This is a genomic window from Acidovorax sp. KPB24-07, assembly GCF_057543315.1.
The window spans coordinates 1-7,430 of record NZ_BAAJYS010000182.1 but is presented as its reverse complement, the minus strand read 5'-3'; the positions used below and the strand labels follow the sequence as shown (position 1 = coordinate 7,430).

7 protein-coding genes and 1 pseudogene are annotated in these 7,430 nt (G+C 69.0%); all 8 read left to right on the top strand.

Annotation, left to right across the window (positions count from 1 at the left end; genetic code table 11):
* A partial coding sequence (locus AC27IQ_RS16320; protein ID WP_487090077.1) for an FAD-dependent oxidoreductase occupies positions 1-794 on the top strand: 794 nt, incomplete at its 5' end.
* Positions 795-964: 170 nt separating this feature from the next.
* Positions 965-1,768, top strand: coding sequence for a sulfite exporter TauE/SafE family protein (locus tag AC27IQ_RS16315; RefSeq protein ID WP_487090076.1), 804 nt, complete (start codon positions 965-967; stop codon positions 1,766-1,768).
* 10 nt (positions 1,769-1,778) lie between these two features.
* Positions 1,779-3,617, top strand: a complete 1,839-nt coding sequence (locus tag AC27IQ_RS16310) for a nitrite/sulfite reductase (RefSeq protein ID WP_487090075.1) — start codon at positions 1,779-1,781, stop codon at positions 3,615-3,617.
* 35 nt (positions 3,618-3,652) lie between these two features.
* A pseudogene (locus tag AC27IQ_RS16305) lies at positions 3,653-4,034 on the top strand (DUF934 domain-containing protein).
* 48 nt (positions 4,035-4,082) lie between these two features.
* Complete coding sequence (cysD, locus tag AC27IQ_RS16300; RefSeq protein ID WP_487090074.1) at positions 4,083-5,015, top strand: sulfate adenylyltransferase subunit CysD; 933 nt, start codon at positions 4,083-4,085, stop codon at positions 5,013-5,015.
* On the top strand, positions 5,015-6,394 hold the full coding sequence (locus AC27IQ_RS16295) for a sulfate adenylyltransferase subunit 1 (protein ID WP_487090073.1): 1,380 nt from the start codon (positions 5,015-5,017) through the stop codon (positions 6,392-6,394). The genes cysD and AC27IQ_RS16295 overlap by 1 nt, the downstream gene beginning before the upstream one ends.
* Positions 6,395-6,496: 102 nt before the next feature.
* Positions 6,497-6,820 (top strand): ferredoxin FdxA, encoded by a 324-nt coding sequence (gene fdxA, locus AC27IQ_RS16290; RefSeq protein ID WP_092743740.1) that lies wholly within the window; start codon positions 6,497-6,499, stop codon positions 6,818-6,820.
* A 29-nt stretch (positions 6,821-6,849) separates the two neighbouring features.
* A partial coding sequence (locus AC27IQ_RS16285) for an NAD(P)/FAD-dependent oxidoreductase (RefSeq protein ID WP_487090078.1) occupies positions 6,850-7,430 on the top strand: 581 nt, incomplete at its 3' end.

The window sequence follows — 7,430 nt, the reverse complement described above, 5'->3', positions numbered from 1 at the left end:
GGCTGGTGCAGTCCCTGCTGGACCACCCGGCCATCGCATGGCACGGCGGCGCACAGGTCGCGCGGTTGCGCCGCGTGCCGGCCGGCGAGGACGGAAAGAGCGACGGCAAGAGCGACGACACTGGGCCGGCAGGCTGGCAAGCCATCGATGCGCAGGGCCAGGTGCTGGCCGAGGCCCCCTACGCCTTCGTGGCGGCCGGGCCCGACAGCATGCCGCTGCTGGACCACCGCTGGACCCTGCAGCCGTTGCGCGGCCAGGTGTCGTGGGCCGAAGAAGGCGAAGACACTGCGGGCTGGCCGCCCTTTCCGGTCAATGGCAACGGCAGCCTCGTGGCTCACATTCCCGGGCCGGAGGGCGCGAACGGCGCCCGGCGCTGGTATGCCGGCTCCACCTTCGAACGCCATGCCACCGAGCTTCCGCCCAGCAGCGCCGACGAGACGGCCGCCCACGCCACCAACTGGAAAAAGCTGCGCACCTTGCTGCCGGCCGTGGCCGACCAGTTGGCGCCCGCCTTCGGCCAGCCCCAAGCGGCCCCAACGGACCGAGTGCCCGGCAGGGAAATCCCCCCCGTTTCGGTCTGGGCCGGCCTGCGCTGCGCCTCGCCCGACCGCCTGCCGATCGCCGGCCCGGTGGACCCGCACGCCCTGCCCGGGCTCTGGGTGTGCACCGCGATGGGCGCGCGCGGAATCACGCTGGCGCCGCTGTGCGGCGAACTGATCGCCGCCCGGCTGCATGGCGAACCCTTGCCGCTGGACGCCCGCCTGGCCCAAGCGCTGGGCACGGAACGGCTGTGAACCTGGACTGACCCGCGGGCCGGGCAGAAACGGCGCCCAACCCCTTATCGCCGTTTTCCGCCGTCCGCCCCCTGCCAACCCGCGCCAGCCTTGAGGAATATGCTTATCCGCATAACGGCCTCACAAAACAATCGTTTGTTTCCATAAAGACTCCCACTACATTCGCCCGCATGCATGATTTGGCATTCGTTTTCGCGGGCTTCGCGGTGGGCTTGATCGTCGGCCTCACCGGGGTGGGCGGCGGCTCGCTGATGACGCCGATCCTGATCTTCTTCTTCGGCGTGAAGCCGCACCTGGCCATCGGCACCGACCTGCTGTTCGCCGCCTTCACCAAGATGGGGGGCACCGTTAGCCTGGCACGCCAGCGGCTCGTGCCCTGGAAGGTGGTGGGCCTGCTGTGCGCCGGCAGCGTGCCGGCGGCGCTGCTGTCGCTGTGGGCCCTCCAGGTGATGGGTCCCAGCAGCAGCACCGCCCAGCGCATCATGACGACCACGCTGGGCGTGGCCCTGCTGCTGACCGCCGCGGCCATGCTGTACAAGGCCTTCGTGTTTTCTCCCGCCCGACAGGCGGCCGACCGGGCGGCGCGCGCCGATGCCGGCGAAGACGCCGCACGGCCACGCCACTGGAGCCTGCCGGTGCTGCTGGGCGCCGTGATCGGCACGCTGGTCACCTTCACCTCCGTGGGCGCGGGCGCCATCGGCGTGACGGTGCTGCTGATGGTGTTTCCCCTGCTGCCGTTGCCGCGCATCATCGCGGCCGACATTGCCTATGCCGTGCCGCTGACCCTGGTGGCGGGCCTGGGGCATGCGTCGCTCGGCTCCGTGGACTGGCCGCTTCTGGTCCAATTGCTGGCGGGATCGCTGCCAGGCATCTGGCTGGGCTCGCGCCTCGTATCCCGCGCGCCGGAGCGGTTGATCCGCTCGGCCCTTTCCGTGCTGCTCGCCTGGGCGGGCGCCAAACTGGTTTTGATCTGAGTGACCCACGATGTACCAATACACAGACTTCGACCGCGAATTCATCCGCCTGCGCGCTGAGCAGTACCGCGACCAACTCGAACGCTTCCAGGCCGGCAAGCTTTCGGGCGACGAATTCAAGCCCCTGCGCCTGCAAAACGGCTGGTACGTGCAGCGCTACGCGCCCATGCTGCGCGTGGCCGTGCCCTACGGCGAGCTGTCCAGCACCCAGCTGCGCGTGCTGGCCAAGGTGGCCCGCGAGTACGACCAGCCCGATGCCGCCCTGCTGGCCGAGGCTCAGGCCACGCAGGAAAAGCTGGGCGACATCCCCCTGCACGACGGCCGGCGCATCGGCACGCAGCTGAAGTACGGCTACGGCCACTTCACCACGCGCACCAACGTGCAGTACAACTGGATTCCGCTGGACAAGAGCGCCGATGTGATGGACCTGCTGGCCTCCGTGCAACTGCACGGCATCCAGACCAGCGGCAACTGCATCCGCAACATCACCAGCGACGCGCTGGCCGGCATCGCCGCCGACGAGATCGCCGACCCGCGCCCGTTCTGCGAAATCCTGCGCCAGTGGAGCACGCTGCACCCCGAGTTCGCCTTCCTGCCGCGCAAGTTCAAGATCTCGCTCAACGGCGCCCTGGAAGACCGCGCCGCCCTCGGCTGGTACGACGTGGGCCTGCAACTGCACAAGAACGATGCCGGCGAGCTGGGCTTTCGCGTGCGTGCCGGTGGCGGCATGGGCCGCACGCCGGTCATCAGCCCGGTGCTGCGCGAGTTCCTGCCGTGGAACCAGCTCATGAACTACCTGGAAGCCGTGATCCGCGTGTACAACCGCTACGGCCGCCGAGACAACGCCTGGAAGGCGCGCATCAAGATCCTCGTCAAGTCCGAAGGCCAGACCTACATTGACCAGGTCGAGGAGGAGTTCCGGCAGATCGTGGAGATCGAAGGCGGCCCGCACACCATCACCCAGGCCGAGCTGGACCGCGTGACCGCCTCGTTCCGCGAGCCCGATCTGGACCTGCGCCCGGCCGATGCCGAGGCCGAAACCGTGGCCCTGCTGCGCACCGCCGCCGAGAACGACCAGGACTTCGGCCGCTGGCTGGTGCGCAACGTGATGCCGCACCGCCACCCGCAGCTGCGCGCCGTGGTGCTGTCCTTCAAGCGCCTGGGCTATGCGCCGGGCGACGCCACCGCCGAGCAGATGGAAGCCGCGGCCGACCTGGCCGACCGCTTCTCGGGCGGCGAGGCCCGCGTGACGCACGAACAGAACCTGCTGCTGCCCTGGGTGCGCCGCGACCAGTTGCCCGAGCTGTACAAGGCCGCCAAGGCGCTGGGCCTGGCCAAGCCCAACATCGGCCTGCTGACCGACATGATCGCCTGCCCCGGCGGCGACTTCTGCTCGCTGGCCAATGCCCGCTCGCTGCCCATCGCCGAAGCCATCACCGAGCGCTACCAGGACCTGGACGAGCTGTGGGACCTGGGCGAGATCGACCTGCACATCAGCGGCTGCATCAACAGCTGCGGCCACCACCACAGCGGCCACATCGGCATCCTGGGCGTCGACAAGGACGGCAAGGAGTGGTACCAGATCACGCTGGGCGGCGCCGACGGCACGAACCTGTCGGGTCCGGCCATTCCCGGCAAGATCATCGGCCCGTCGTTCAGCGCCAGCGAAGTGCCCGGCGTGATCGAGGCGCTGCTGGCCACCTACCGCACCGAGCGCCTGCCCGTGGTGGACGCCGCCCACGGCCCCCGGCACGAGAACTTCATCGACACCGTGCGCCGCGTGGGCATCGAGCCGTTCAAGGCCGCCGCCAACGCCGCGCGCCACCCTGCCGAAGTCCTTTCCGACTGACATCCGCCGACGTCCTCCAGCCCCACCGAATCACTATGAAAATAATAGCTGCCAGCGCACACAGCACCAGCGCGGAAGGCCAAAAAAGTCCTTGAACTGGCCAACGACGCCGACCCGCTCGCGCAAGACCTTGCAGGCATCGAGCGCATCGACCTGCACTTTCCGAAATTCACCGACGGCCGGGCATTCAGCCAGGCCCGCCTGCTGCGCCAGCGCCTGAAGTTCGCAGGCGAGATCCGCGCCACGGGCGACGTGCTCATCGACCAGCTGGTGCAGATGGCCCGCTGCGGCTTCGACGTGGCCGTGCTGCGCGAGGGCGTGGACATGGCCGATGCGCAGCGCCAGCTGGACCGCTTCCACGCCTTCTACCAGGGCGACGTGACGCACCCGCTGCCGCATTTCCGCGACGCCGCCTGACGCGACGCCCCCGCCCCGCACAACGACGCCCCCAACGAGATCCCCCGCATGAATGCCCGCACCGAATCCCATGTGCTGAGCCACCTCAGCAACCGCCACCTGGACGCGCTGGAAGAAGAAACCATCTTCATCCTGCGCGAGGTGGCCGCCGCCTTCGAGCGCCCCGCCCTGCTGTTTTCGGGCGGCAAGGATTCGCTGGTGATGCTGCGGTGCGCCGAGAAGGCTTTTGGCGTGGGGCGCATTCCCTACCCGCTGCTGATGATCGACACCGGCCACAACTTCCCCGAGGTGACGGATTTCCGCGACTTCCGGGCGAAGGAACTGGGGGCCGAGCTCATCGTGCGCAGCGTGGAAGACTCCATGGCGCGCGGCACCGTGCGCCTCGCGCATCCGGGCGAGAGCCGCAACGTGCACCAGTCGGTCACGCTGCTGGAGGCCATCGAGGAATTCCGCTTCGACGCGCTGATCGGCGGCGCCCGCCGCGATGAGGAAAAGGCCCGCGCCAAGGAGCGCATCTTCTCGCACCGCGACAGCTTCGGCCAATGGCAGCCCAAGGCCCAGCGGCCCGAGCTGTGGACGCTGTTCAACACACGGCTGGCGCCGGGCGAGCACTTTCGCGTGTTCCCCATCAGCAACTGGACCGAACTCGACGTGTGGCAGTACATCGACCGCGAGCAGATCGCCCTGCCCTCGCTCTACTACACCCACAGGCGCCAGGTGGTCGAGCGCAAGGGCCTGCTCGTGCCCGTGACCGACCTCACGCCGCCGCGCGACGGCGAAACGGTGGAGACGCGCGACGTGCGCTTTCGCACCGTGGGCGACATCACCTGCACCTGCCCGGTGGAGAGCCCGGCCGCCACGGCCGCCGACATCGTGATCGAGACCCTGGCGGCCGATGTGAGCGAGCGCGGCGCCACGCGCATGGACGACAAGACCTCCGACGCCTCGATGGAAAAGCGCAAGAAAGACGGGTACTTCTGATGACCACCACTACCAATTCGATAGCAGAACAGGCAATCAATCCGCCGGCATCGGGCCAAAACGATGCCATCTCTGCACTGAAGTTCATCACCTGCGGCTCGGTCGACGACGGCAAGAGCACCCTCATCGGCCGCCTGCTGGTGGACAGCAAGGCCGTGCTGCAGGACCACCTGGCCGGCGTGCAGCGCCAGGGCGAGACCGACCTGGCCCTGCTGACCGACGGCCTGTCGGCCGAACGCGAGCAGGGCATCACCATCGACGTGGCCTACCGCTACTTCGCCACCGAAGAGCGCAAGTTCATCATCGGCGATGCGCCGGGCCACGAGCAGTACACGCGCAACATGGTCACCGCCGCCAGCAGCGCCGACGCGGCCGTGGTGCTGGTCGATGCCACCAAGCTCGACTGGAAGAACCCCGGCCTCGAACTGCTGGTGCAGACGCGCCGCCACTCCCTGCTGGTGCACCTGCTGCGCGTGCATTCGCTGGTGTTCGCGGTGAACAAGCTCGATGCGGTGGAAGACCCGGCGCTCGCCTTCCGCCACATCCGCGATGCGCTGGGCGCGTTCGCTCAGGCCGCCGGCATCGCCGCGCAGGCGACGGTGCCCGTGTCCGCCCTCAAGGGCTGGAACGTGGTGGATGCGCACCCCGGCTGGTGCGGCTACGAAGGCCCGAGCCTGCTGCAGATCCTGGAGCGCCTGCCCAACACGCCCACCGACGTCGCGCTGCCGCTGGCCTTCCCGGTGCAGTGGGTCGAGAAATTCTCGTCCTCCGCCGACACCTCCCAGGGGCGCCGCGTGTTCTGGGGCCGCGTGGCGGCAGGCGCCGTGGCGCCGGGCACGGCCGTGCAGGTGTTCCCGAGCGGCCAGCAGGCCACCGTGGCCCAGGTCCTGGACCATGCGCGCCGCCCCGTGGGCGTGCCGGCCGGCCAGAGCGCGGGCATCGTGCTCGACCGCGAGGTGGATGTGTCGCGCGGCGACTGGATCCTTGCCGCACCGCAGGCCGCCGCCGTGGCCGCCGACGATTTTGACACCCCGGCATTGACGCCGTCGTGGCCCGGCCGGCGCGAACTGCGCGCTACCGTGGCCTGGATGGACGACGAGCCCCTGGTCGCCGGCCGCGTGTACTGGGCGCTGCACGGCCACCGCTGGGTCAAGGCCAAGGTGCAGCGCGTGGTGCACAAGCTCAACATCCACACGCTGGCCGAAGAAGACGCCGCCCAGCTCGACCCCAATGCCATCGGCCACGTGGACCTGCTGCTGCAGGAGCCCCTGCCCGCCGCGCCGTTCACCCAGGCGCGCGTGCTGGGCTCGCTGATCCTGGTGGATACCGCCAGCCACAAGACCGCTGGCGCGGTGCTCGTGAACGCCCCGGCGGCCTGACCGGCGGCGCCGAATCCTTGCCGTTGCAGGGGCGGCCCCCGGGCCCCTCCCTGAAACGCCCTAAAATCGCGGGTTACCCCCGATCCAACGACAACTCCTGCCATGACTCACGTCGTCTCCGAAAACTGCATCAAGTGCAAGTACACCGACTGTGTGGACGTGTGCCCCGTGGACTGCTTCCGCGAAGGCCCCAACTTCCTCGTGATCGACCCCGATGAATGCATCGACTGCGCCGTGTGCATTCCCGAGTGCCCGGCCAACGCCATCTTTGCCGAGGAAGACCTGCCCCCGGACCAGATCGCCTTCATCAAGATCAACGCCGACCTGTCGCCCCAATTCAAGAGCATCACCAAGCGCAAGGCGCCCCTGCCCGACGCCGACGAATGGAACGGCAAGCCCGGCAAGGTGGCCGACCTGATCCGCTGAAGCAGACAGGCCCCCGACGCCCCGTGAAGATCGAAGCGACCACAGCCCCCTCGAGAACCATCGAGACGGATGCCGCCGTCATCGGCGCTGGGCCGGTCGGGCTGTTCCAGGTGTTCCAGCTCGGGTTGCAGGGCATTGCAGCCCATGTGATCGATGCGCTGCCCCACGTGGGCGGCCAGTGCGCCGAGCTGTACGGCGACAAACCCATCTACGACATTCCCGGCATTCCCGTCTGCACCGGGCGCGAACTCGTCGCGTTGCTGCAGCGGCAGATCGCCCCGTTCCCACCCACCCTGCACCTGGGCCAGCGTGTTGCCACGCTCGCGCCGCAGCCCGACGGGCGGCTTTTGTTGCAGACCACGGCCGGCACCGCGCTGCTGGCGCGCACGGTCTTCATCGCCGCGGGCGTGGGCGCGTTCGTGCCGCGCGCCGTCAAGGCCGAAGGCATCGATCGCTTCGAAGGCACGCAACTGCATTACCACGAGGATGCGGCCGACACCGCCGGCCGGCATGTGGTCGTGCATGGCGGCGAAGACACCGCCGTGGCCCGCGCCATCGCCTGCGCCCAAGCGGGGCCGCACGCCGCCGCCAGCGTGACCCTGCTGCACCG

Excerpts from the sequence above, each read along its gene's own strand:
- AC27IQ_RS16295 (WP_487090073.1), top strand. The coding sequence starts at position 5,015 with ATGACCACCACTACCAATTCGATAGCAGAACAGGCAATCAATCCGCCG.
- fdxA (WP_092743740.1), top strand. The coding sequence starts at position 6,497 with ATGACTCACGTCGTCTCCGAAAACTGCATCAAGTGCAAGTACACCGAC.
- cysD (WP_487090074.1), top strand. The coding sequence starts at position 4,083 with ATGAATGCCCGCACCGAATCCCATGTGCTGAGCCACCTCAGCAACCGC.
- AC27IQ_RS16315 (WP_487090076.1), top strand. The coding sequence starts at position 965 with ATGCATGATTTGGCATTCGTTTTCGCGGGCTTCGCGGTGGGCTTGATC.
- AC27IQ_RS16310 (WP_487090075.1), top strand. The coding sequence starts at position 1,779 with ATGTACCAATACACAGACTTCGACCGCGAATTCATCCGCCTGCGCGCT.